The organism is Actinotalea subterranea (assembly GCF_008364845.1).
Lineage (GTDB): Bacteria > Actinomycetota > Actinomycetes > Actinomycetales > Cellulomonadaceae > Actinotalea > Actinotalea subterranea.
Genome location: NZ_VTTP01000001.1, coordinates 457594 through 482054 on the forward strand (window position 1 = coordinate 457594; position 24461 = coordinate 482054).

Below are 24461 nucleotides of genomic sequence, written 5' to 3' on the forward strand. Positions count from 1 at the left end.
GAGGCCGTCGCGCCGTCACCGAAGTCCCACGCGAACCCCGCGACCGTGCCGTCCGGGTCCGAGGACCCCGACGCGTCCACCGACACCGACAGGTCCGTCGCCGTCGCCGTGAACGCCGCCACCGGGGCCTGGTTGACCGGCGCCGTGCCGGTGCCGAGGGTGTAGTGGGACGCGACCGTCGACGCGGAGAGCACGTGCGGGTACACGGCGACCTCGTCGATCGTCCCCGCGAACCACGGCTGCGGGCCCCACGTCGTGTCGCCGCCCGCGCGCCACCGGCCCGTGTAGCTCTGCGCCGCCGTCTGCGGGTGCGTGCCCTGCAGGACCCCGTCGACGTAGAGGCTCATGCCGCCCGGGCCCTGCGTCGCGACCATGTGGTGCCATGCGCCGTCGTTGAACGCGCCGGCCGTCGTGATCGTGTTCGCGGCACCGGTCCAGACGCCGAAGGTCAGACGCCCGTCGGTCTCCATGTAGACGTGCCTGTCGTAGTTGCTCGACGTGCCCGTCGCGGCGTCGCCGAAGCCGATGAGCTTGCCGCCGGCCGTCGTCGTCGTGCTGAACCACAGCTCCTCGCTGTACACCGTCGGGTTCGTGAACGTGCGTGCGCTCACGACGCCCCCACCCGCACCGTCGGTGGTCACCGCGGTGCTCGACGCCGACGGGAGGGCCCCGGGCGCACCGAGCGTCACGCCGCCGATGTAGGTGCCGTCGTTGCCAAGGAGGCCCGCGTCGCGCGCCACCGTCCCGCTGCTCTCACCGAGCCGCCAGTACAGGTCGGGCGATGCGCCGTACACCGCCGCGCCGTAGGCGTCCGCGGGTGCTGCGGGGAGCTCCGACGTGCGGCCGGACGCCACGTAGTGCGCGTTGACCTGCTGCGCGCTCAGGGGAGCCCCGTACAGGGCGACCTCGTCGATGTCGCCGTCGAAGTACGCGGCACCGCTCCACGGCGAGTCGCCGCCGATGCGCCAGTAGCCGGAGTACCCCTGCGCGGAGGTGGTGTCCGAGCGCTGCGCGACGCGCGCGCCGTCGATGGACAGGACCATGCCGTCGGGTCCGAGCGACGCCACGACGTGGTGCCACTCCCCGTCGTTGTAGGCCTCGCCCGACGTGACGGTCCGCACGCCGCCCGGGTACACGCCGAACACGACGCGCCCGTCAGGCTCCATGTAGACGTGCCGGTCGTAGCTCGTGCTGCTGCCCGACGACGCGTTGCCGAACCCGACGATCTTGCCACCGGCCGTCGTCGTGGTGCGGATCCAGGCCTCGACGGCGAACGTCTGGCGCCCCTGCTCCGCGGTGCTCGTCGAGGCGAGGCCCGCGGACGTCCCGTCGAACGACGAGGCCGTGTCCGAGTCGTCGCCGATCGCGCCCGTCAGGCCGCGCGTGACGCCCGAGCCGACCGTGAGGTCGGACCAGCCGGCCCAGTCGGGGCTCAGCGCGCCGCCGTCCTCACCGAGGCGCCAGTACGAGACGGGGTCGTCGTCGAGCACGGTCTGCGCGTACGACGACAGCTCGCCCTCGGTGCTCACGGGCACGGTGATCCAGTTGGACCGCACGACGTTGCCGAACGGGTCGACCGCCTCGAGGCGGTAGCGCTGGTTCGAGCCCGGGGTCAGGCCCGTGTCCATGAAGCCCATCGTCGGCAGGTTCCAGAACGACGCGGTCCGCGTCTCCTCGTAGACGGGCGTGCTGTCCAGGCTCGTCCGGTACACGCGGTACGTCAGCGTCGCGTTGTCCCGGTCGTAGTTGGCCTTCCACGTGAGGCGGACCGTACCGGCCGCGAACGAGCTCCCGACGAGCGGGAAGCTGCTGCCGCTCAGCACCGGCCCCTGGGAGTCGGGCGCGATGTCGGACACCGCGAACCGCACGAGCCCCTGCTGCGCGACGCCGTTGACCTGCGTGAACTCACCGCCCATGAGGACGTAGTCGTCGTTCCCGCTGACCGTCCAGGGGCCCTGGGTCTTGCCCGTGAACGTGCCCGCGTTGATGGTCGGGTACCAGTTGAGGATGGTGGGGGCGGGCTCGCCGTCGTGGTCGGGGTAGCCGTAGATGTCGGGCGTGTTCACGCCCGTCGCGACCTTGGTCACGGCCGTCGCGCGGTAGTACGACCACGGGTCGGTCTGCGGGAAGCCGCCGGTGTTGCCGCAGTAGTGCTTGTGGCTCGCCTGGTAGACGGCACCGCCGGCCGGGAACGCCGAGTACGTGTCCCCGTGGCAGTCCTCGACCCACACCAGGCTGCCCGTGTCCCAGTCCGCGGCGAACGACCCCTCGATGTTCCCGGCACCGCCGAAGTGGAAGCCCGCGCCGTAGAAGTTCTCGCCGTCGGTCTCGAGGCTGAGGATCGCCGCGTTGGTGCCGGCGTTGCGCGCGTAGGTGTTCGCGGGCAGCGGCATGAGGTCGCCGGTCGTGCCGTCGAGCCGGGCGAGGCCGTAGCCGGGGTTCGACGAGCCGTTGACCGTCGTGAAGCTGCCCCCGATGACGACGGACCCGCCGTCGGGGGCGATCGTCATCGCGTTGATCGTGCCGTCGGTCAGCGTCGCGGCGAACGGCAGCGTCGCCCCCGTGCTCGCGTCGAGGGCCGCGAGCTTGGTGCGCGCGACCTTGTTGACGCTCGTGAGCGAGCCTGCGACGTACACCGTGGTGTTCGTCGCGGAGACCGCGTTGACCGTCGCGTTGATCGTCGGGCGGAACGTGCTGGACAGCGCCCCGGTGCTCGTGTCGAAGGCGGCGACGCGGTAGCGGTTCTGGCCGTTGACCTGCGTGAACTGCCCGGCCGCGTACAGCGTGGTCCCGTCCGGGGAGACCGTGAGGTCCTTGACCTGGCCGTTGAGGGTCGGCGCGAACGAGGAGATGAGGACGCCCGTGGTGAGGTCGTACGCGAGCAGGTGGCTCCGGTTCACCTCGTTGGTCCCCGGAGCGGCACCCGCCGGCCGGGCCTTGGTGAAGTTGCCGCCGACGTACACGGTGTTCCCGACGATGACCTGGCTCCACACGACGCCGTTGATCTGCGCCGTCGGGAGGCCGTCGGCCGTGACGGTGGTCGGGAGCGTGGGGTCCGCCGGTGCGGTGTCCGCGTGGGCCGGTGAGGCGACGAGGACCGTCGCGGTCAGCACGGCTGCGGCTGCGAGGGCGACGAACGGACGGAACCGCTGACGTGCGTGCATGGGCCGGACTCCTCGACTCGAGCGGGCCACGGCGGGGGTCCGACGGCACCGCTTCACGAATCCCCCACTTTATGGGCGAACCGGACATTTCCACGTCCGCCGAGCGGGTGAACCTCCGCCGGCGACGCCGCGCACCGGGCGGCGGCCCCGCACGCCGACGGGCGCCCGGTCACCCGGACGCCCGTCGGCCCTGCTCTGCGGCGGCTGCCGCTCATGCACTCAGGCCACGCCGCGCACCACCAGGTCGTCGTACCGGAAGACGACCGGCCCGTTGGTCGCGGAGCCGAAGAGGTAGGTGCTCAGGCCGAACGCGCCGGGCACCTGCATCGACGCGGTCGCGTCGGTGGTCGTGGCGCGCCACTCGGCGGGCTCGGGCTCGCCGACCTTCCACACCTTGGCGCGCACCGTCGTCGGCGCGGTGCCGTCGACCTGCACCCGGACCACGAGCTGGTCGCCGGGCGCGAACGTCAGGCCACTCACGGTCCCGCCGCTGAGCGGCGTGCCGTTCCGTGTCGCGTGCACCTGGACGGAGCCGTCGGCCTGGAGCCGCAGCCGTGCGCCGTAGAACTCCGTGGCCGAGGTCCGGCGCGCCTGGACGTGGACGAAAGCGCCGCTGCCCGCCGGGACCTTGTCCGCCGTGACCGTCACGGACGCGTCCGCGCTCGTGGTCGCGACCGTGTCGAGCGTCGACGTCTGCGTCCCGCCTGCGACGAGGGTGTGGACGCCCGCGGCGCCGTCGACCGCGAACCGGCTCGCGGTGCCGGCGACGGTCCAGGCTCCCCCGACCTCGGCGGCGCCCCAGCCGTCGGCGACGGTGCGGCCGAAGGTGTCCCGCACGGCGTCACCGCCGGGCTCGACCTGTGGCGACGTGACCGTGACGGGCTGCACCGTCGACGCCGTCGCGCCGTCGTCGTCCGTGACCGTGAGGGTCACCTGGTAGGTCCCCGCCGCGGCGTACGTGTGGGACGCGGTCGCACCCGCGCCGGTCCCGCCGTCGCCGAAGTCCCACGCGTGGGCCGTGACCGACCCGTCGGGGTCGGTCGAGCCCGAGCCGTCGACCGTCGCGGCGAGATCGGCCGTACCGACCGTGAACGACGCGGTGGGCGCGACGTTGGCGGGCTCCTGCACGGGCCCGTCCGGTGTCGTGCCGACCGGCCCGGCCCACAGGTCGTCGTACCGCACGGTCACGGGCGCGTTGGTCGCCGAGCCGAACAGGTAGCTCGTCACGCCGACGCCGCCGGGGACCTGCATCGAGGCGGTCGCGTCGGTGGTCGTCGCACGCCAGTCGGCGGGCTCCGGCGTCCCGACCTTCCACACCTTGGCGCGGACGGTCGTCGGGGAGACCCCGTCGACCTGGAGGCGGACGCGCAGCTCGTCACCCGCCGCGAACGTCAGGCCGCTCACCGTCCCGCCGTTGACGGGCGTCCCGTTGCGCGTGACGTGGAGCTGGACGGAGCCGTCGGCCTGGAGCCGCACCCGCGCGGCGTACGCCTCGGTCGCCGAGGTGCGCCGCCCCTGGACGGTCAGGAAGGCACCGCTGCCCGTGGGCACCTTGTCGGCGCTGACCGTGACCTGGACCTCCGTGCTCGACGACGACACCGCGTCGAGCGCCGAGCCGAGCGTGCCGCCCGCGACCAGCGTGTGCGCGCCCGCCCCGCCGTCGACCGCGATGCGGCTCGCGACGCCGGACGACGTCCACGGGCCGCCCGTGGAGGCGACGCCCCAGCCGTTGGCCGTCGTCCGCGCGAAGTCGTCGCGCACGAGCGCCTCACCGGGTGCCGGCGGGGCGACGACCGTGACGGACGCCGAGAAGGCAGCCGTCGCGCCGTCGTCGTCGGTGACCGTGAGCGTCACGGGGTACGTGCCGGCCTCGGCGTACGTGTGGCTCGCGCTCGCACCCGTCGCGGTCGCGCCGTCACCGAACGTCCACGCCCACCCGACGACCGTGCCGTCGGAGTCCGTGGAGGACGATCCGTCGACCGCGAGGTCGAGGTAGGAGGTCGTCGACGTGAACGCGGCGGCCGGCGCGCGGTTCGCCCCGGACCCCGTCCGACCGGTCGTGTGGTGCTGCGCGACGGTCTCGGCCGTCAGCACGTACGGGTAGACGGCGACCTCGTCGATGCCACCGGCGAGGAAGTCGCTCCAGGGTCGGCTCGGCCACCCGCTCAGCCTGTCGCCGCCGATGCGCCAGTAGCCCCAGTAGGCACGGTCGTACTGGACGTCCGCGCGCTGCGCGACCTCGGTGCCGTCGACGTACAGACGCATCGTGCCCGAGCCGTACGTCGCGACCACGTGGTGCCAGACGCCGTCCCGGTAGCTGCCCGGGCTGCTGACCGTCTGGAAGGTGCCGGACTGCATGCCGAAGTGGATGCGCCCCGCGTTGTCGAGGTAGACGTGCCGGTCCGACGAGGTCGACGTCCCGCTCGCGCGGTTGCCGAAGCCGACGACCTTCCCGCCCCGGGTGGACGTGGTCCGGACCCAGGCCTCGACGGTGAACGTCTCGGGCGCGTTGATCGCCTCGGTGCTCCCGGCCGTGCCGGACGACGTCCCGCTGAACGTGGTGGCCCGGTCCGCGTCGCCGGCGAGGGCACCGGTCACGCCGCGGGTCAGCCCGGAGCCGGCCGTGGCGTCGTCGAACCCGGTCGCGTCCTCCAGGGTCGAGCCCGAGGGCTCGCCGAGGCGCCAGTACTGCGTCGGCCCGTCGTCGAGCACCTCCTGCGCGTAGGCCGACAGCGCCCCGGTGGACGCCACGGTGACCGTGGCCCACGCCGACTGCGCCTGGTTGCCGAAGGGGTCGGTCGCGACGAGGCGGTACCGCTGGCTCGACCCGGGCGCGAGGCCGGTGTCGAGGAACGACATGCCCCGCGGCTCCCAGAACCTCGTCGTCATGGAGGTCCGGTGGATCGGCGCACCCGCCTGGTCGGTCCGGTAGATGCTGTACTCGAGCGTCGCGTTGTCGGGGTCCTCGTTCGACCGCCACGTCAGCCGCACGGTCCCGGCGGCGTCCGAGGTCGCCACGAGGGGGAAGCTCGACCCCGCGCGCTCGGGCCCCACCTCGTCCGGCGCGATGTCGGAGACCGCGAAGCGCACGAGCCCCTGCTGCGGCACGCCGTTGACCTCGGTGAACTCGCCACCCATGAGCACGTAGTCGTCGTTCCCGCTCACGGTCCACGGGCCCTGCGACTTGCCGGTGTACGTGCCCTCGTTGACGTCCGGGTACCAGTCGAGGAACCGCGGCGAGGCCACGCCGTCGTGGTCCGGGTAGCTGTAGTAGTCGGGCGTGTTGACGCCCATGGCCGCCTTGGTCACGGCGGTCGCGCGGTGGTAGCTCCACGGCGTGGTCTGCGGGAAGCCGCCGCTGTTGCCGCAGAAGTGCTTGTGGCTCGCCTGGTAGACGACGTCGCCCACCGGGAACGCGGAGTACGTGTCGCCGTGGCAGTCCTCCACCCACGCGATCGCGCCCGTCCCCCAGTCGACGGCGAACGTGCCCTCGATGTTGCCGGCCTTGCCGAAGTGGTAGCCGGTCCCGTAGAAGTACTCGCCGTCCGTCTCCAGGCTCAGCACGGCCGAGTTGCTGCCGGCGTTGCGGGCCTCCGCGTTGGCAGGGAGGGGCAGGAGCGCTCCTGTCGCGGCGGTCACACGGGCGAGCCCGTACCCCGGGTTGGACGAGCCGTTGACCGACGTGAAGCTCCCGCCGATGACGACCGAGGCCGCGTCGGGCGCGACGGTGATGGCGTTGATGCCACCCTCGGGCACCGACGGGCTGAACGCGAGCGTCGAGGCGTTGCCCGGCGCGAGGGCCGCGACACCGGTGCGCGCCGTGCCGTTGACGCTCGTGAAGATCCCACCGATGTAGACGGCGTCGGCGGTCGCGGCGATCGCGTTCACGGTCGAGTTCACCGTGGGCCGGAACGTGGGCACGAGCGCCCCCGTCGCGACGTCGAACGCGGCGACCCGGTACCGGTTCTGGCCGTCGACCGACGTGAACTGCCCGCCCGCGTACAGGCGCGTCCCGTCGGGCGACACTGCGAGGTCCTTGACCTGGCCGTTGAACACGGGCGCGAACGAGGGCACGAGCTCGCCCGTCGTCAGGTCGTAGGCGAGCATGTTCGCGCGCGGGGTCTCGCCGGTCCCCGGGGGAGCCCCGGCGGGCCGCGCGGAGGTGAAGCTGCCCGCCACGTACACGGTGTTGCCGGCGATCTGCTGGTTCCACACGACGCCGTCGATCTGGACGGTCGGCAGCCCGTCGGCCGCGACGGTCGCGGGCACCGCGGTGTCCGCGGGCACCGTGTCGGCGGACGCGGGGGCGACCGCGAGCGCGAACGACGCCAGGCCGGTCACGGCACCCGTGAGGGATGCGGTCACGGCTGCGAGGAGGCGCTGGGCACGGGGACGGCGGTGGTTCCGCGGCATGCGGCTCCCCTTTCGGGGTCAAAGGCCTGCTCGCGGCGCGGTGGCACCACGGCGGACCGACGGTCTGGAATGCCCACTTTAAGGTCAAAACGGACATCCGGACGTCGGCCGACCGGGTGGAATTCGAACCGCGGCTCAGGCGGGTGCGGCGCCCTGGAACAGCACGACGTCCGCCTCGGTCGAGAGGTCCAGCTCGACGAGCACGTCGCCCCTCGCGTCCTGCGGCACCAGGAACACGAACCGCCCCTCGGCCGTGCCACCGTCGGGCACCGACAGGGGGAAGTCGGCGCGCCCCGGCTCGAGCAGGTCGATCGCCGGTGCACGGTCGGCACCGGTGTAGAGGTTGACGACGGCGCCGGTCAGGTCGAGCTCCTGCCCCGTCGCGTTGGTGATCGCCACGGTCACCCGCAGCGAAGGCCCGCCGACCTCGCCCGGGATCGTCGCGGTGCCCTCGACGGCCTCGATGAGTGCGAGCTCGGCCGTCACGCCCGCGGCGGGCGCCGCCTCGCCGTCGAGCGGCACGGGCTCGGCGGTGGGCCGCACCTCCGGGTCGCCCGCACCGGGGGCCTGGCTCTCCTGAGCACCGGGCGCCGCCGTCGCGCCCGGGCCCTGCGGCGCGGCCGACCCGGTCGCGTCGGGCGTGGGCGTGGCGTCAGGCGCGGTCGTGGTGGCGGTGCTCGACGGCGACGCCGACGGAGCGCCACCGTCGTCCCCGGCGACCTGGGTCGCGACGAGCACACCGGCGGCGACGAGCACGACCGCCGCACCCGCGATCACGAGCCGTCGGCCTGTCGAGCCGGGACCGAGACGGCCCGCGGCGGTGCCTGCCGGGGCGTCCGCCTCCCCGGGGCCCGGCGACCCGTCCCCGGTCCCCTCGCGCGACGAGTCCGTCACGGCGTCCACCACCCTCCGCGAGCACCACCCAGCGTGGCCGCCGTCAGCATAGGCGCAGGCCCCCGGTCCGCCGCGAGCACCAGGAAGGCCTCCGGCCGGGTGAGATCCGGCACTAGGGTGGCCCCCTGGGTACGCGACGGGGGCCTCGGCCACGTCCCTCGGGACGTCGGACGGGATCAGCGCACGCGCAGGCCCGGCCAGCCCTGCCCGTCACGTGCCTGACACGTCCCGATCCGAGGAGCGCCGGATGGAGCTTGGCGAGTACCTCGCCGTGCTGCGCAAGCGGTGGTTCGTCATCCTGGTCCTCGCGCTCGTGGGCGGCGGGCTCGGCTACGCGCAGGCGGCCACGAGCACGCCGATGTACCGCTCGACGAGCAAGATCTTCGTCTCGCTCGCGCGCGGCGAGACGGTCAGCGAGCTCGTCCAGGGGGCGACGTACACCCAGAACCTCGTCGAGTCCTACGTGCAGCTCGCCACGATGCCCGTCGTCCTCGACCCCGTGATCGACGAGCTGGGCCTCGACGTGTCGGCGCGCGCCCTCGCCGGCACCGTGCAGGCGGACTCGCCCCTGAACACGGTGATCATCGAGATCTCGGCCGTCAGCGCGGACGCCGAGCGCGCGGCGGCCGTGGCCGACGCCGTCGCACGCGAGCTGTCGACGACCGTGCGCGACCTGTCACCGACGTCGGCCGACGGCGCGGCATCCGTCGAGATGACGATCGTCGCCGAGGCCCGGCCCGCGCTCGCGCCCTTCTCGCCCAACACCAAGCTCGACGTCGCGACGGGCGGCGCCGTCGGCCTGGGCCTCGGCGTGCTGCTCGCCCTGCTCGGCGCCCAGCTCGACACGCGGGTGCGCTCCCCGCGGGACTTCCCGGCGTACCCAGCCCGGCCGGCGCTCGGCAGCATCCCCTTCGACAGGTCCGTCGGCGTGCGGGGCCAGATGCTCCTGGACAACCCGCACGGCGTCCTCGTGGAGTCCTACCGCAGGCTGCGGACGAACCTGCAGTTCCTCGACGCGTCGAGACCGCTGCGTGCGATCGTCGTCACGTCGTCCGTGCCCGGCGAGGGCAAGTCGACGACGGCCGTCAACCTCGCGCTCGTGATGGCGGAGAAGCGCGGCCGCGTGCTGCTCGTCGACACGGACCTGCGCAACCCGTCCGTCGCGAAGATCTGCGGCCTCGAGGGCGGCGCGGGCCTGTCCGCGGTGCTCATCGGCGAGGCGACCGTCGCCGACGTCGTGCAGCCGTGGGGCACCGAGGGGCTCGACGTGATCGCCGCGGGCCGCATCCCCCCGAACCCGAGCCAGCTCGTCGACTCCGACGCCATGGAGGCCTTCCTCCACGAGGTCACGCGCACCTACGACTTCGTCATCCTCGACACCGCCCCGCTGCTCGCCCTGACCGACGCCGCCGTGCTCGCGCGCCGGACCGACGGCGCGCTCGTCCTGGCCCGCAGCCGCAAGGTGCGCCGCCACGAGCTCGCCGACGCCCTCGCGTCCCTCGACACCGTCGGCGCAACGTGCCTGGGACTCGTCGTGAACGGCGCCCAGGCCGCCAAGACGGACATCCACTACGGCTACACCCAGTCCACGCCCACCCCGACGCGCCGCGAGCGCATGCGGGAGCGCCGCCGTCGGGCCTCGGCGCCGGACCATGCCGCCGACGCCCGGCGCGGCCTCGGTGCCGCGGCCCCCGCCGACACCCACCGGACCGGGACGCTCGACGACCTCTTCGGCCCCGCGCCCGTCCTGAGCGAGCCCGTCGCCGTCCACGCCGACGCGGAGGCCGTGGCCGACCACGACCTCGACGTCGACCTCGACCCGGCACGGGAGCACGGCGCCGGCGGGCGCGGCGATCACGACGCGCGGCCCGACGGCGCGGCGGCCGACGACGACACCACCGGGACCGCCGCGGCGCACCGTGACCACGCGACGACGCCGGACCACGCGACGACGCCGGAGCACGCGACGAGCGCGGAGCACGCAACGAGCGCGGAGCACGGGGCGCGCGCGGAGCACGCGACAAGCGCGGAGCACGCGACGCCGGTGGGCCACGCGACAGAGGCGGAGCGCACGACAGAGGTGGAGCGCGCTCCGGAGGTGGCGCACGCGACCGAGGTGGAGCGCCGCGCGGCACCGCGTCACGCACCCGCACCCACGCCGGACGAGCCGGCGACCGACGAGAGCCACGACCGGGCGTGAACCCCCCGGGTCCGGTGGCGACCGAGGGCCTCGCGCGGCGGGCCACCCTCGCAGGGCTCGCCACGGCACTGGTCGCCCTCGTGGGCTCGTGGCACGTCTCGCTGTGGTCCGACGAGGTCGCGACGATCTCAGCCGCCTCACGGGACCTCGGCGCGCTCGGCCAGCTGCTCGACCACATCGACGCCGTGCACGGCACGTACTACGCACTCATGCACGCGTGGGTCGCGGTGTTCGGCGCGTCGCCGTTCAGCGTCCGCCTGCCCAGCGCGCTCGCCGTCGGGGCAGCAGCCGCCGGGGTGCACCTGCTCGCCGGGCGCCTGGCCGGCCGGTCGACGGCCGTCCTCGTGTCGGTGGTGCTCGCCGTCCTGCCGCGCGTGACCTGGGCGGGCATCGAGGCGCGGCCGTTCGCCGTCTCGCTCGCGCTCGGCGTGTGGCTCACGGTGCTCCTGCACGGCAGCCTCGAGCGGCCACGCCTGCGCCGGGACCTCGCGTACGGCGCGCTGCTCGCCCTGGCCGTCGCGGTCAACCTCTACCTCGCGCTCCTCCCGCTCGCGCACCTCGCGACCGTCCTGGTGCTCCGGCGGGGCCGCACCGCGGCGCTGCGCCTGCTGGGCTCGTCCGCGCTGGGCGCGCTGCTCGTGTCGCCCATCCTCGTCGTGGGCCTCGGCCAGGCCGGCCAGCTCGGCTCGGCCGACCGCGGGCTCGTCGCCCTCGTGCGCAACGTCGTCGTCAACCAGTGGTTCCTCGGGGAGACGCCGACGGCGACGACGGCGTCCGGTGGCTCGCTCGAGGCCGGGGGCGCCGCCTGGAAGGTCGCCGCGATCGCGCTCGCGGCACTCTGCTGGGTCCTCGTCGCGGTGGCCGTGGCGGCCGCGGCGCGGCGGCGTGGCCCGGCGACCCCGACACCGCTCGTCGCGTGGGCGCTGCCCTGGCTCGTGGTGCCCACCGTGGCCCTCGTGGCGGCCTCGGTGCTCTCGCCGTCGGCGTACAACCCGCGCTACCTGACCTTCTGCGCCCCCGGCGTCGCGCTGCTCGTGGGCGCGGCCCTGCGGACGCTCGACCGCCGGCTCGGCTACGCGGTGCTCGCGGCCGTCGTGGTGCTCGCTGCGCCCGTGTACGCGTCCCAGCGCACGACGACGGCCAAGAGCGGTGCCGACCTCGCGCTCGTCGCCGAGCACCTCGACGGGCGGACCTCGCCCGGCGACGGGGTCTACTTCGCGAGCAGGGACGGGGACGACGCGGAGATCCTTCGCTCGTCACGCACGGTCAGCCTCGGGTACCCCGGCCCCTTCCAGGGACTGGTGGACGTCACGCTCCTCGAGGACCCGGCCACGGGCGGCACGCTGTTCGGCACCTCCGTCCCGCTCGCCGACGCCGGCGACCGCCTCGCGGACGTGGACGTGCTGTGGGTCGTGCGGCGTCAGGACCGGCCCGAGCAGGCGGCCCACGACGACGCGCTCCTCGAGGACGCCGGCCTGACCCCGGGCGAGGCCTGGGACGGACCGCAGCTGCAGGTCGTGCGGTTCGAGCGTCGCTGACCGCGGTGACGGGCGCCGCGCGCTACGGTCGCGAGGCCTGCGGCGCCGGGGTGGGCCTCGGCGTGGCGGCGATCTCCCGGTACCACTTGACGCACGCGAGGACGAGGAAGCCCGCGGTCGCGGCGACGATGCCCGCGTACACCACGAGGAACACCGGCAGCACGCCGAGCAGCAGGAAGCTGAGGCACAGCAGGCCGTAGTCCGTCGGGATCGCCAGGACCGAGCGGAGCCAGGCCCGCGGCCCACCACCGGGCGCCGCGAGCGGGACCGTGCCCGTCGCACGCCTCAGCTGCTCCGTGAGGATCATCGTGAAGAAGAGGACGGACGAGACCACCGCGGAGACCAGCGGGACGGCCAGCCATGCGGTCGCCACCTCACCCGAGCGCGCGAGCCCGACGAGGAGCCCGAGGGGCAGCGCGGTGACCTTCACGGCATCCACGACGTGGTCGAGCCACTCGCCGGCGGGGCTGCTCGACCGCCGCAGGCGTGCGAGCTGACCGTCCGCGGAGTCGAGCGCGTAGCCGATCACGAGCAGGAGCGCGACGACGACGCCGGTGCGCAGGCTCGGCGCGGCCAGGGCCAGCACGCCGATCCCGGACATGGTGAAGAGCGCACTGATCCCGGTGACCCCGTTGGGCGTCAGCCGTGTGGTGGCCGCCGCCGCCGCGAGGTAGCGGCCGAGCCTGCGGTTGACGAAGCGCGAGTAGGCGGGCGCCCCGCGCGCCGCGTGCTTCTGGGCTCCCCCGAGCGCCACGAGGGCGCTGCGGTAGGAGTACGCCTCGACGCCGCTCATCGGGTGACCTCCGCCTCTCGTGGTGCGGACCAGGTGGTGCGCACGCCGTCCTGCTCGGTGCCGTGCCGTCGGCGACCGCTCAGCCCCGGGCGCCGTGCCGCACCCGACGCGAGGTCCCGCACGAGCGCCTCGTAGCCGTCGGCGACCGCGTCCCAGTCGTAGTCCGTCGAGCGCACCCGCAGCGCGTCGCCGCGCTCGCGGGCCCCCGCCGGGTCCTGCTCGGCGTCCAGCACCCACCGCGCGACGTCGTCGGGGGCGCTGAAGTAGCGGCCGGCGTGGCCGAGGACCTCGCGGTTGAAGCCGACGTCGTACGCCACGGTCGCGGTGCCCGCGCCGATCGCGCGCAGGAGGGACGGGTTGGTGCCGCCCACGGAGTGGCCGTGCACGTAGGTCAGGGCGTTCGCGTACAGCTGGTCGAGCAGCTCGGCGTCCCACACGCCGCCGAGGAAGCGGACGCGCTCGTCGGCGGCGTCGCGCACGGCGCGCGTGTAGGCCTCGGCGTACGGGGCCGAGCCGACGACGACGAGCGGCAGGCGTGCGGCCGAGGCGGCGTAGCCCCGGACGGCGAGCTCGACGTGGTTCTCGGGCTCGAACCGCGCGACGACGAGGTGGTACCCGTCGGGCTCGAGGCCGAGCTCGGCGATGCGGTCGTGGCGGTCACGGGAGACCTGCGGGGCCCCGTAGGCGAGGAGCCGGGTGGGGGCGCCGAAGACGTCCGTGTAGTAGTCCTGGATCCCCCGGGCGTCCGCGACCAGCGCGTCGGACCAGCGCACCGCGAGCGACTCCGCCGCGCGGTAGTAGCGCCGACCCGCGCCACCCCACTTCGCCCGCCGCCACTCGAGGCCGTCCACGTGGGTCGCGACCGGGATGCGCGCCGCGCGCAGCACGGGCAGCCACGGCGCGTTGGCGGCGTTGAAGACGATCGCCGCGTCGACACGGTGGCCCAGCAGGTGGGCCACGGACAGGCCGGTGTGGCTCAGGGTCTCGAGCGACCGACGGCGCATGGCGGGCCGGTGCACGAGCCGCATGCCCAGGTGCTCGTCCGGCCGTGCCTCGCCCTCACCGGCCCGGCAGTAGACGACGACGTCGTGACCCCGCGCCGCCAGGCGCCGCCCGACCTCTTCCACGGCGGTCTCGAACCCGCCGTACCGGGCGGGGACCCCGCGGGTCCCCACGAGCGCGACGCGCAGCGCCTGCGACGACATGGACACCTCCGACGAGTGGGCTCACCGGTACAGCAGGGTCAGCGGCACCGCCCATGAGTCTGCCCGAGGAAGCGGGCAATCCGGAACAAACGGACGCCGAGCGCACGGGTGAAACCGTGCGAGATCACCCGGCCGGACCAGCGGTCGGCGCCGTCGCCGGCCGCTCGAGGTACCGCTGCTCGACCACGTGGTAGGAGAACGCAGCCCACGGGAGCGTCAGGGCGAGGACCGCCAGCACCGCCCCGAGGTACGCGAGGCCGGACCCGTCGACGTCGCCCAGACCGTCCGCGAGCGCGCGCACCACCGGTAGGTGCCACAGGTAGAGCCCGTAGCTCACGGTCCCGAGGTAGCGCAGGGGCCTGAGCTCGAGCACGCGGCGCAGCGGGTTGCGCGCGAAGCACAGACCGAGGATGAGCAGGGCGAACCCCGCGGACAGGCCGGGCCGGACGACCGCGAGGGCGGGCACGCCCCAGGCGTGGTCGGCCGACCAGAACGCCACCATGCCCACGAGGCGGTGGACCACGAGGACGACCGAGGCGACGAGCGCGACGCCGACGGCCGCGACGGCGGGCCCGGCCCATCGCGGGATGCGGTCGCGCCGCACCTCCGCCCACGCCCAGACGGCCCCGACGGCCATCCCGTACGCGAACTGGTCCAGGACGCCCGGGAACTGCATGATCGCGGACGCGTGGCTCTCCGCGTCGGGTGCCGCGAGCACCACCGCGGTGCGGTAGCCCGCGGCGAGCACGATCGCAGCGGGCAGTCCCACGAGCCACCGGCGGCCCACGAACGCGCGTGCGACGAGCGGCAGGGCCACGTAGAAGGCGACCTCGCAGTAGAGCGACCAGTACACGCTGTTGATCGACGGCCGCCCCAGGTAGTCGGCCGTGAACGTCGCGTCGGCCAGGACCGTGGCCCAGCCCGACGGCGTCGCGAGGATCCCCGGCACCGTGAGGGTCACCAGGACGAACAGGTTGAACCAGTACGCGGGCAGGATGCGACGCGCGCGGCGCACGAAGAAGCGGCGGAGCGGCACCGGCCGGCCGTCGCGGTGCGCCCGGGCGAACGGCAGGAAGAGGATGAAGCCCGAGATCGCGAAGAAGAGGTCGACGCCGATCCAGCCGACCCCGGCCAGGGCGGCGACGGGCCCGGTGCTGGGCCCCACGAGGAAGTGCACGTGGTAGGCGAGGACGCCCACGGCTGCCACCGCCCGCAGGCCGTCGAGACCCTCGACGTGGCGCGCGGCCGGGAGCCGGGCGGCCGGGTCGGCCGCCAGGACCGGCATCGGGACGGCCGGTCCCGAACCCCCGGCCACCATCGCCTACCCCGGCAGACCCGTGCGTGGGGCGCGGTCGGCGTCGGCCCCGGCTCCGGCTCCGACGGGAACCTCGGGCGCAGGGTCGGGGCGGGCGGCGGATGCGTCCGCCGGGACGCGACCACGCGCGCGCCACCCGGGTAGGCCGCGACCGTGCGCGACCGCGACGGCCGCAGCGAAGACGTCGGCGTGCGCACGCCCGAGGGCGGGCCAGTCACGTCCCGAGAGGTCGGGCCCGGGTCCGGCGGCGTCACGCGCCTCGCGCAGCGCGCGCGCGACGCGACCGGCCTCGAGCGCACCGTCGAAGCGGAGCACCCACGCGTCGCCGACCTCTGCCGCGAGGGCGGCGGTCACGGCGTTGTCCGGCACCAGGACCGGCCGGCCGAGGGACAGTGCGAGCAGTGCCGCACCCGAGTTGTGCATCTCCCGGTACGGGAGCACGACGAGCTCGGCAGCGCCGATCTCCTGCGCCAGGTCCTCGTCGGGGACGTGCTCCAGGCGCACCGACACCCGGGCGTCCCGCGCGGCCCGCTCGCGTACGGCCTCGGCCAGGGCGGGGTCGCTGGGCCGACCCACGACGCGCAGCGACGCGTCCTGGCCCGGCACGTCGCCGAACACCTCGAGGAGCTCCTCGACGCCCTTGTAGGGGCGGACGAGGCCGAAGTACAGGAGCCGGCCCGGGACGACGTCGGGCCGCGGGAGGTGCGCGAACCAGTCGCGGTAGTGGCCGTGCAGGATCGTCGTCGCGGGGACGCCGGCCGGGGTCGGCGTCGTGTCGTTGAGGCGGACGTACCACGTGGTCCAGCGGTCGCAGAGGCGGAGCACCGCGCGTGCCAGGAACCCGTGCTCCTCGTGCGGGCGCAGGTTGTGCGCGGTCCGCACGACCGCGCGTCCCGTCAGCCGGCACCGCACGAGGACCAGGCCGAGCAGGAGGGCGGCAGCCGCGCCGCGCACCGGGTTCGCGCGCCGGACCACCACCTCCGGCCAGTGCACGTGCAGCACGTCGTAACGGCCGGTCAGCGCGCGGCGCCACCCGAACGTCACGGCCTCGACGTCCGCCGGGAGGGCACCGAGCAGGAGGCTCAGGTACGGGTTCGTCGTCGAGCGTGGCGCCCGGAAGGACTCGAGCACCCGCAGGGGCGCGGCACCGGGAGACCGTCCGGCCATGCGCACCTCCTGAGCGTCGCTGACCTCGGATGCTAGCGGGAAGACGGACATCCGGGACATGGCGGGCAGTGCCGGGCATCGCCGTCGGTACGCTGCAGCACGTCTCCCAGCCCCGACCCGGAGGTCGTCGTGCCGTCAGTGCCCGCAGGGTCAGCAGCGCCGGAAGGCCCCACCGAGCCGGGACCGCCCGCCGGCCCGGCGGCGCCCGCGCGCACGGCGGTGGTCGTCGTGAGCTACGGCTCCGCCGACCTGCTCGAGCGGCACCTCGCGCGCACGTCGTCGGGCACCGGGGCCACCGTGGTCGTCGTCGACAACTTCTCGACCCACGCCGAGCGCGCCGCCGTGACCCGCGTCTGCGAGCGGCACGGCTGGCACCTCGTCGCGCGTGAGGCCAACGACGGGTTCGGGGCGGGCGTCAACGCCGGCGCCGAGCGCGCGCGTGCCCTCGGCTGCGACGTGCTCGTGCTCCTCAACCCGGACCTGGCCGCCGCGGGTGCCGTCGTGGACGCCCTGGCCGACGCGGTGCGTGAGGACCCGCGCGCGCTCGTCGCGCCGGCGATCGACCGGGAGGACGGGACGCCCTGGTCACGCGGCGGGCTCCTGGACGTGGCGACGGGGCGCACCCGCACGCGCGGCGTCGCACCCGAGCGCGCCGAGTGGCTCAGCGGCGCGTGCCTCGCGGTGCACCTGAGCCTGTGGGACGACGTCGGCGGGTTCGACGAGGACTACTTCCTCTACTGGGAGGACGTCGACCTGTCGTGGCGGGTGCGCGGCGCGGGCGGTCACCTGGTCGTCCGGACCGACCTGACCGCGACGCACAGCGTCGGCGGCACGCAGCGCACGGCCGACCCGCGCCGCAAGTCGGGCACGTACTACGCCGAGAACTGCCGCGGCAGGCTGCTGTTCGCGGCGAAGCACCTCGACCCCGCCGGCGTGCGGCGGTGGCGCGTCACCGCGCCGGGCTACGCACGCGACGTCGTCCTGCGCGGGGGCCGGCGCCAGCTGCTGCGCTCCCCCGCACCGCTCGCGGCCGTGCTGCGCGGCACGCTCGCGGGGCTGTCGGCGACACGACGGGCCCAGCGGGCGGGGCGGCCGGCATCCGGCGGCGCGGGGCGCTCCGCCACCAGGCACCTGCTGGTCGCCCACCCGTCCCCCGACGTCTACGGGTCCGACCGTCAGCTCCTCGAGACGGTCGAGGCGGCCGTCGCGGCGGGGTGGTCCGTCGAGGTCGCGCTGCCCGGGCCGGGGCCGCTCGTCCCGCTGCTGCGCGAGCGCGGGGCGCGTGTCAGGCGCGTACGGATGCCCGTGCTGCGCAAGGCACTGCTCCACCCGCGCCGGCTGCCCGGGTTCGCCGTCGACTCCGTGACCGCGACGCTGCGGCTCACGCGGCTGCTGCGCCGCGAGCGGCCGGACGTGCTGTACGTCAACACGATCACGATCCCGACGTGGCTCGTCGCCGCGCGCCTGGCAGGGGTCCCGCGGCTGTGCCACGTGCACGAGGCGGAGGAGCACCACCGCCTGGTCACCGCGGGCCTCCTCGCACCCTTGGCGCTCGCCGACCTCGTCGTCGCGAACAGCGCGGCCGCCCGGGACGTCGTGGCGTCGGCCCTGCCTCGCGTCGGCGGCGCGGTGCGCGTGGTCCACAACGGGGTGCCCGGGCCGGCCACGGAGCCCGCACCTGCGCAGCACGACCGGGCGGAACCGTGGCGACTGGTCGTCGTCGGGCGGCTCTCGCCCCGCAAGGGCATCGACGTCGCGCTCGACGCGGTCGACGCACTGGTCCTCGCCGGCTACGACGTCACGCTGGACGTGTGCGGGACGGTCTTCCCGGGCTACGAGTGGTACGAGCGCGAGCTCCGCGACGCCGCCACCGGGCGACCGCGTCTGATCGGCCGCGTGCAGCTGCTCGGCTACGTCCACCCGACGTGGCCCCACCTCGCGGCCGCGGACGTGGTGCTCGTCCCGTCCCGATCGGAGCCCTTCGGCAACACCGCCGTGGAGGGGATGCTGGCGCGGCGCCCCGTGGTCGCCTCACGCGCGCAGGGCCTGGCCGAGGTCGTGCACGACGGTCGCACGGGCCTCCTCGTCGCTCCCGGTGACGCCACGGCGCTCGCGGGCGCGGTGCGGCGCCTCCTCGACGACGCGGGGCTGCGCCAGGGCCTCGCCGACGCGGCACGCACCGAGGCGCTCGCCCGGTTCTCGACCGGCCGGTACGCCGCCGACGTCGTGCGCGCGCTCGAGGAGGTCCGCGCAGGCATGGCGCGCGGCTGACGTCGCCCGCCGGCGCCCGCCGGCGTCCGGCGTCGCCCGGCGGAGCCCGGCGGAGCCCGACGGACCCTCGACGGGCCAAGTTCACCCGGTGGGCCGATCACAGCCCCGTCCGTTTTGGATAGATTCATCCTGGTCATGGTGGGTGCCACGGGGCGCGCACGGGCCTGACGGAATCGATGACGGTCCGACGTCCGCCGGACCCGGCGGCCGGCGCGGCCCGCACGCGGGGAGCGAGATGCGAGCACTGGTCGCCTGGGCCGACGACACCTCGACCAACCTCGGGGTGCGTGCGCTCGCGCAGGGGACCGCCGCCCTCGTCGGGCGCACCTTCCCGGGGGCCGCCGTCGACTTCCAGAACTTCGGCAAGGGCGCGGCGCCCATGCGCGTCGGTCGCGTCCGGAGCCTGGCCCGCGAGCGCGTGACGGGGCGGGCCGGCCTGCTCGAGTGGCTGCGCGGCTACGACATGGTGCTCGACACGCGCTCGGGAGACAGCTTCGCCGACATCTACGGGCTGCGGCGGCTCGCCCGCATGACGGCCTTCGCGGAGCTCGCCACCGAGGCGGGGGTTCCCGTGGTCCTCGCCCCGCAGACCATCGGCCCGTTCTCCTCCCGCCGGGGTCGCGCGCTCGCCCGCTGGACGCTCCGGCGCGCGACGACGGTCCTGGCGCGGGACGGCGAGAGCGCGCGGTGCGCGCAGGGGCTCGGCCGGCCGGTCGACGCCCTGACCACGGACGTCGTCTTCGCCCTGCCGGTGCCCGAGGTCGAGCGGACGCGCGACGTCGTGCTCAACGTGTCGGGGCTGCTGTGGCGGCCGAGCCCGCACGTCGACGCGGCCGCGTACCGGCGCACCGTCGAGGACCTGCTCGGTGCGCTCGCGGCCGCCGACCGGCGCGTGACGCTGCTCGCGCACGTGCTCGACTCGCCCCTGCCGGACAACGACGTGCCCGTCGTCCGGGCGCTCGCGCAGGCCCACGAGGGTGTCGAGCTCGTGGTGCCGGCGGACCTGGCCGAGGTGCGCGAGGTGGTCGCGTCGGCCCGGGTCGTCGTCGGCTCCCGCATGCACGCGTGCCTCAACGCGCTGTCGGTCGGCACGCCCGCCGTGCCCCTGGCGTACTCGCGCAAGTTCGGCCCGCTGCTCGCGGACCTGCGCTGGGACCGCGTCGTCGACCTCCGCACCGCGCAGGACCCGGTCGGGGACGTCATGGCCCACCTCGGGAGCGACGACCTCGACGACGACGCCGCGCGGTCCCTCGAGATCGCCCGGGCGGCGCTCGCCCCCGCGGTGGCCGCACTGAGGGCGCTCGGATGACCACGCCGTCGTCCGTCGGACCGACGGCAGGGCCGGGCGGTGCGCCTGAGGCCGCACCGGGCGGGGCACCGGGCGGGGCGCCGGGCGATCCGACCTCGGCCCCCCTCGGCGCGCGCGCGGCACGCGGCGCGGTCGTGACGATCGGCGGCCAGGCGATCCGCATGGTCGTCCAGGTCGTGAGCGTGGTGCTGCTGGCGCGGATGCTCTCTCCGCACGACTACGGCCTGGTCGCGATGGTGCTGGCGGTGGTCGGCATCGGGGAGATCTTCCGCGACTTCGGCCTGTCGTCGGCGGCGATCCAGGCGAAGACGCTCTCCCGCGCGCAGCGCGACAACCTGTTCTGGCTGAACTCCGGGATGGGGCTGCTGCTGTCCGTCCTCGCGTTCGCGGCGGCCGGGCCCCTGGCGACCCTCTACGGGGAGCCGGAGCTGGTGCCCGTCGCACGCGCCCTCGCCGTGACGTTCCTGCTCAGCGGCCTCGCGACGCAGTACCGCGCGGACCTGAACCGGCACCTGCGGTTCGCGCTGCTCGCGGCGGTCGACGTCGCGGCGCCGGTGGTCGGCCTCGCGGTCGCGCTCACCTTCGCGCTCCTGGACGCGGGGTACTGGGCGCTCGTGGCCCAGCAGGTGTCGGTCGCGCTGACCCTGCTCGTCGGCGCCGCGATCGCCGCGCGCTGGGTCCCGCGGCTGCCGCGGCGGGACGCCGACATGCGCGGCCTCCTGCGGTTCGGCTGGAACCTCCTGGCGACGCAGGTCATCGGCTACGCCGGCAACAACGTGGACTCCCTGGTGATCGGCCTGCGCTTCGGGGCGGGGCCGCTCGGCCTGTACAACCGGGCGTTCCACCTCCTCATGACCCCGCTCTCCCAGCTCCGCTCGCCCACGACGACGGTGGCCCTGCCGGTGCTCTCCCGCCTGCGCGAGGAGCCGGCGCGCTTCGACGAGTTCGTGCGGCGCGGGCAGCTCGCGCTCGGCTACACGCTGGTCGTGGGGCTCGGCCTGGTCGTGGCCGGCGCCGACCCCCTGACCGACGTGCTGCTGGGCTCGCAGTGGACCGAGGTCGCCCCGGTGATCAGACTGCTCGCGGTCGCGGGCGTGTTCCAGACGCTCGCGTACGTGGGCTACTGGGTCTACCTGGCGTGCGGCCTGACGGACGTCCTCCTGCGCTACACGATGGTGTCCGTCGCGCTCAAGGTCGCGTGCATCGTCGTCGGCAGCCAGTGGGGCATCGTCGGCGCGGCAGCCGGGTACGCGCTCGCCCCCGCCCTGTCGTGGCCGCTCTCCCTGTGGTGGCTCTCGCGGCACACGCGGTTCCCGCTGCGGACGCTGCTCCTCGGCGCCGGCCGGGTGCTCACGCTCGTCGCGCTCGCGTCCGGCGCGGGGTGGCTCACGGCGCACCTCGTGGGCTCGGGGGTCGCCGCCCTCGACCTCCTGGTGACCGTCGGGGCAGCCGGCGTCGTGCACGTCGCGGCATGGCTCACGGTGCCCTCCGTCCGGCGGGACGTGCACGACGTCGCGCTCGTCGCACGGCTGGCCCGTCACCGGCCGACCGGGGTCACCAATGCCGCACAACGGGACACTCCGGACGAAGATCGATCGTGATGTGACATATGTCACACCCGAACGGGTGACTGTACGGGTTGCCATGCGGTGCACCTAGGCTCTCCCCCCATGAGGAGACCGACCCCGGCCCCGGCCGCCGCGACCGCACGGACGAGCACTCCCCGCCGCAGGCACCTGACCACGGGCAGCGCCCCCGGCCGCCCTCCGGCCCGGCACGCCGTCGCGCGTCGCAGCCGCCGCGCCGTCCCCACCCTCCCCGCGGCCCTCGCGACCGCCGCACTCGTCCTCTTCGGCATGCCGGCCGCGGCGAGCGCCACCCCCCTCGCGCACGACGCGTACCGCCCGACCGCCCCGGAGCGGGTCCTCGCGGGGACCGCGCTCGCAGCCGGTGAGGTCGTCGAGGTCGCCGTCCCGCACGCGCCCGCAGGCGCTGTCGCGGTGACCCTCCAGGTGACCGGGGCCCGCGCCGGCGGGAAGGCGTCGCTCGAGGTGTGCGAGGCCGCCGACGTCAGGTGCGAGAGCGGGACACCCGTGGCGGTGAACGCCGACGAGGCGTCCTCGCAGACCGTGCAGGTCGCCCTCGCACGCGCCGACGGCACCACCGACCCGACCGTGCGCCTGCGCGCGGACCGCGCCCTGACGGCCTTCGTCGACCTGCACGGCTTCGTCGTCGCCGAGGGCACGGCGGCCGCGCCCGGCGACGGCGTCTTCGTCGCGGGCCCCACGACGCCGGGCGCACGCGACCTCTCCCTCGCGGACCGCACCACGACCACCGTGACCCTGCCCGACGCGCCCGACGCGGCCACGGCCGCCGTCGTCACGCTCACCGCGACGGACAGCGGCGGCTCGGGGTACGTCGCGGCGTGCCCGGCCGGCCAGGTGCTGCAGGACTGCGCCCGGACGTCCGTGCTCAACACCGTCGCGGGCCGTACGCGCCAGGCCACGGTGACGGTGCAGCTGGGCGGGGAGGCACGCGACTCCCTCACGCTGCACCATCGCGGGAGCGGCACCCTCGTCGACGTCGACGTCCAGGGCTACTACGTCGAGACGGCGTCAGCCGCCGAGGGCGGGATCCTGCGCCCGGGCGGCGACGTCGTGACCGCCCAGGTCCTCCCACCGCACGGTGCGGTGAGCGTGCGCGTCCCGTCCGTCCCGAAGGACGCGACGGCCGTCGCCCTGCGCCTGCGCGGCTCGGGAGCCTGGCGCGAGACCGCCGTGACCGTGTGCCCCGGTGCCGACACCTCCGCGTGCCAGGACGCCCCCGCGCTCGTCGCAGGCCCCGGCGGACCGGACCACAACGTGGTCTACCTGCCCGTCACTGCCGCCGACGCCACGCTGACGCTCGCGAGCTCCAGGGCGAGCGTGCGGCTCACGGTCGAGACCCTCGGGTTCGTCCGGCCCGACGGCGGCGACATCGGCACCACGCCTCCCGCCGGCGCAGGCCCGGGCGAAGGCACCCCGCAGCCCGCCCCCGGACCCACCCCGGCCCCGGCCCCCACACCCGCTCCCACGCCGGAGCCGACCCCCGCGCCCGTCCCGGAGCCGACCCCGACGCCCGCGCCGACCCCCACACCGGCGCCCGCCCCTGCACCCGCTCCGGCTCCGGCGCCGGTGCCGGTGCCCGCGCCCTCGCCGGAGACGCCCGCACCAGCCGGCCGCCCCGGCCCGGGCAGCACGGGCGTGCCCGCGGGGACCGCGCTGACGGTCCACGAAGGCGACCTGACGATCACCGAGCCAGGCACGGTCATCGACGGCCTGGACATCCGCGGGTTCGTGCGCGTCAAGGCGCCGGACGTGACCATCCGTCGCTCGATCATCCGCGGGGCGCCCGTCACGAGCTACATGTCGCTCGTGCAGAACTCGGACCCCGCCAACCACCTGACGATCGAGGACTCCGAGCTCGTGGCGGCGCACCCGTCACCGTTCATCGACGGCATCGTCGGCAAGAACTTCACGCTGCGCCGGGTCAACATCCACGGCGTGGTCGACCAGGTCAAGATCACCGGTGACGACGTCACGGTCGAGGACTCGTGGCTCCACGACAACCTGCACTACCTCAAGGACCCGAACTACAACAACACACCCACGCACGACGACAACGTCCAGGTGCAGATCGGACGCCGCATCACCCTGCGCAACAACACCATGGAGGACTCGCACAACGCGGCCCTCCAGGTCACGCAGGACCGCGGCGACGTCGGCGAGCTCACCGTGGCCGGCAACTACGTGGACGGCGGCGCCTGCTCGATCAACGTGGCCGAGAAGTCGTACGGGCCGCTGTCAGGCCTGCGGGTGACCGACAACGTCTTCGGGACGTCCCGGCGGGTGGCGGGCTGCGCCATCCTCCTGCCGAGCGGCACGGCCGCGAAGGCAACCGTCAGCGGGAACACGTTCGTCGACGGCCTCGTGGCGAACATCTCCCGCGGCTGAGATTCACCCGGGACTCAACCCGTTCGGGTGATCATGACTCGGCCGTTCGTGTCGGGCCGTGCGCCCCCGGCCCGAGGCCGTCGCGCGAACCGGACCGCACGCGCACAAACGCGTACGGAGCGGGTCGAACGCCGCGCCTCGGGCCGCGAGGACTACGGCGAACGGGTGAATGCCCCGGCGCTAAGCACACTTTGTCCGTT

At 74.9% G+C, this 24461-nt stretch carries 13 protein-coding genes; 6 read left to right on the forward strand and 7 right to left on the reverse strand.

Features of this window, described 5'->3' with window-relative positions:
• The 3 genes from FZ988_RS02120 to FZ988_RS18395 form a co-directional block, all read right to left on the reverse strand.
• A partial coding sequence (locus FZ988_RS02120; RefSeq protein WP_149202540.1) for a LamG-like jellyroll fold domain-containing protein occupies positions 1-3164 on the reverse strand: 3164 nt, incomplete at its 3' end.
• 219 nt (positions 3165-3383) lie between these two features.
• Positions 3384-7577 (reverse strand): PKD domain-containing protein, encoded by a 4194-nt coding sequence (locus tag FZ988_RS02125; protein WP_149202329.1) that lies wholly within the window; start codon positions 7575-7577, stop codon positions 3384-3386.
• Positions 7578-7712: 135 nt separating this feature from the next.
• Entirely contained in the window at positions 7713-8480 is a 768-nt protein-coding gene (locus FZ988_RS18395) for a hypothetical protein (protein WP_188078938.1), read from the reverse strand.
• 238 nt (positions 8481-8718) lie between these two features.
• Between FZ988_RS18395 and FZ988_RS02140 the strand changes: the two genes are divergently transcribed.
• Both FZ988_RS02140 and FZ988_RS02145 read left to right on the forward strand, forming a co-directional pair.
• Positions 8719-10671, forward strand: coding sequence for a tyrosine-protein kinase domain-containing protein (locus FZ988_RS02140; RefSeq protein ID WP_149202332.1), 1953 nt, complete (start codon positions 8719-8721; stop codon positions 10669-10671).
• A complete protein-coding gene (locus tag FZ988_RS02145; RefSeq protein ID WP_149202333.1) occupies positions 10668-12209 on the forward strand; it encodes a glycosyltransferase family 39 protein in 1542 nt (513 codons plus the stop codon). The genes FZ988_RS02140 and FZ988_RS02145 overlap by 4 nt, the downstream gene beginning before the upstream one ends.
• Before the next feature lie 22 nt (positions 12210-12231).
• On the opposite strand, the gene FZ988_RS02150 is transcribed toward FZ988_RS02145, so the two are convergent.
• The 4 genes from FZ988_RS02150 to FZ988_RS02165 form a co-directional block, all read right to left on the reverse strand.
• Positions 12232-13002 (reverse strand): CDP-alcohol phosphatidyltransferase family protein, encoded by a 771-nt coding sequence (locus FZ988_RS02150; protein ID WP_149202334.1) that lies wholly within the window; start codon positions 13000-13002, stop codon positions 12232-12234.
• Positions 12999-14207 (reverse strand): DUF1972 domain-containing protein, encoded by a 1209-nt coding sequence (locus FZ988_RS02155; RefSeq protein WP_149202335.1) that lies wholly within the window; start codon positions 14205-14207, stop codon positions 12999-13001. Before FZ988_RS02155 ends, FZ988_RS02150 begins: the two co-directional genes overlap by 4 nt.
• 124 nt (positions 14208-14331) lie before the next feature.
• Entirely contained in the window at positions 14332-15492 is a 1161-nt protein-coding gene (locus FZ988_RS02160; RefSeq protein ID WP_188078939.1) for an acyltransferase family protein, read from the reverse strand.
• A gap of 36 nt (positions 15493-15528) precedes the next feature.
• Complete coding sequence (locus FZ988_RS02165) at positions 15529-16749, reverse strand: glycosyltransferase (protein ID WP_246169094.1); 1221 nt, start codon at positions 16747-16749, stop codon at positions 15529-15531.
• Between the two features lie 168 nt (positions 16750-16917).
• Here FZ988_RS02165 and FZ988_RS18865 point away from each other — a divergent pair, with 168 nt between their 5' ends.
• From FZ988_RS18865 to FZ988_RS02185, 4 genes are all read left to right on the forward strand, one after another.
• On the forward strand, positions 16918-18960 hold the full coding sequence (locus FZ988_RS18865) for a glycosyltransferase (protein ID WP_246169096.1): 2043 nt from the start codon (positions 16918-16920) through the stop codon (positions 18958-18960).
• 235 nt (positions 18961-19195) lie between these two features.
• Positions 19196-20269, forward strand: coding sequence for a polysaccharide pyruvyl transferase family protein (locus FZ988_RS02175; protein ID WP_149202337.1), 1074 nt, complete (start codon positions 19196-19198; stop codon positions 20267-20269).
• Positions 20266-21870, forward strand: coding sequence for a lipopolysaccharide biosynthesis protein (locus FZ988_RS02180; protein ID WP_149202338.1), 1605 nt, complete (start codon positions 20266-20268; stop codon positions 21868-21870). The genes FZ988_RS02175 and FZ988_RS02180 overlap by 4 nt, the downstream gene beginning before the upstream one ends.
• A 69-nt stretch (positions 21871-21939) precedes the next feature.
• Positions 21940-24261, forward strand: coding sequence for a right-handed parallel beta-helix repeat-containing protein (locus tag FZ988_RS02185; protein WP_149202339.1), 2322 nt, complete (start codon positions 21940-21942; stop codon positions 24259-24261).
• The last annotated feature ends 200 nt before the right edge of the window (positions 24262-24461 follow it).

Coding starts and splice junctions, on each gene's coding strand:
- FZ988_RS02125 (WP_149202329.1), bottom strand. CDS start 7,577: ATGCCGCGGAACCACCGCCGTCCCCGTGCCCAGCGCCTCCTCGCAGCC.
- FZ988_RS02140 (WP_149202332.1), top strand. CDS start 8,719: ATGGAGCTTGGCGAGTACCTCGCCGTGCTGCGCAAGCGGTGGTTCGTC.
- FZ988_RS02150 (WP_149202334.1), bottom strand. CDS start 13,002: ATGAGCGGCGTCGAGGCGTACTCCTACCGCAGCGCCCTCGTGGCGCTC.
- FZ988_RS02155 (WP_149202335.1), bottom strand. CDS start 14,207: ATGTCGTCGCAGGCGCTGCGCGTCGCGCTCGTGGGGACCCGCGGGGTC.
- FZ988_RS02160 (WP_188078939.1), bottom strand. CDS start 15,492: ATGCCGGTCCTGGCGGCCGACCCGGCCGCCCGGCTCCCGGCCGCGCGC.
- FZ988_RS02165 (WP_246169094.1), bottom strand. CDS start 16,749: ATGTCCCGGATGTCCGTCTTCCCGCTAGCATCCGAGGTCAGCGACGCT.
- FZ988_RS02175 (WP_149202337.1), top strand. CDS start 19,196: ATGCGAGCACTGGTCGCCTGGGCCGACGACACCTCGACCAACCTCGGG.
- FZ988_RS02180 (WP_149202338.1), top strand. CDS start 20,266: ATGACCACGCCGTCGTCCGTCGGACCGACGGCAGGGCCGGGCGGTGCG.
- FZ988_RS02185 (WP_149202339.1), top strand. CDS start 21,940: ATGAGGAGACCGACCCCGGCCCCGGCCGCCGCGACCGCACGGACGAGC.